We start from the raw sequence: 1186 nt of genomic DNA on the forward strand, positions 1-1186 counted from the left end.
TCGGTGCCAGGCACCAAATTAACTAACTGGTCCGGCGGGAAAAAACCCAAACCCCTCCTGAGCATGGAATATGATAAAATGGAAATAAATGATGAAATTAAGGAGGGGCCGTGATTAAACAGATTAAAGCATACAGGTATCTCTTTTACCTGCTTGCAGCTTTGGCCGTGATTTCCCTGGGCGGAACAATTGCTTTCTGGAAAAACGCCCATCCCCTTTTTTACTGCTGGGTGATTGCCTCTGTGCTGCTGGCTGCCGGGGCGGCCGCGGCGAATATACGGCATAAAACATTGAAAACCCGGCATTATCTCAGGGAGAGCTGGGGGAAAGAGGAGCGCCGGGAGCGCGATTTCTCGGAGATCGGCTATCTTTTTGAGCATACCGCGGCGGGAGATCCCGGCAGCATTGACCGGCAAACCTGGGACGACCTGGATCTGGGGCAGGTTTATCACCGGCTGGACCGGACCCTGACCAATCCGGGCGAAGCGGCGCTCTATTATATTTTAAGAACCCCGCTTGACGATAGGGAAAAACTGCAGGAGAGGGCTCGCCTGATCCGGTTGTTTCAGGATAATGCTGCCGTAAGGGAAAAGCTCAGGCTGCTGCTGCACCGGCTGGGGAAACAGGATTTAAACAATATCACCCCGCTGTTATGGGGCGAGCTGCCGCCCCGCAACCCGCTCCGCCCGCTTTTTGACCTGCTGGCGCTGGCATCGCTGTTATCGCCGGCCGCCCCGTTTATCTGGGGGAGTAGGGCGCTGCTCTTCATTCCCTGCCTTTTTGCCATAAACATGTGGGTTCATTACAAGGTTAAACAAAGCTTTTTCTTCCACCTGCCGTCGATCTCCTACCTCGGAACACTGCTCCGGACGGCGCCGAAAATTGCCTCCATTAAGTTTCTGGAAAGAGAAAAATACGGGGAACAGCTCAGCGCCGCAGCCGGAGCCTGCCGCAAAATTCTCAGGCAGACCAGGTTTCTCTCGTCGAAGGCGACCACTTCTGATGCCGACATTTTCTTGGAATACCTGAAGATTATTTTTCTTCTAGAGGTGAGGGGATTTTATGCGGCGCTGCGTGAAATTGATAAACAACGCTCGCAGCTGCAGGCGGTCTACATGCGCATCGGCGAGCTCGATGTGTACCAATCGATCGCTTCGTACCGCGCAGGGCTGGACGGTTATGTCGA

1 pseudogene is annotated in these 1186 nt (G+C 53.9%); it reads left to right on the forward strand.

What is annotated here, in order from left to right:
* Nucleotides 1-167: 167 nt before the first annotated feature.
* Nucleotides 168-1186, forward strand: a pseudogene (locus ACE4YL_RS04320) (hypothetical protein); the annotation flags it as partial.

The organism is Candidatus Darwinibacter acetoxidans (genome assembly GCF_041936445.1).
GTDB lineage: Bacteria > Bacillota > Limnochordia > Darwinibacteriales > Darwinibacteriaceae > DTU010.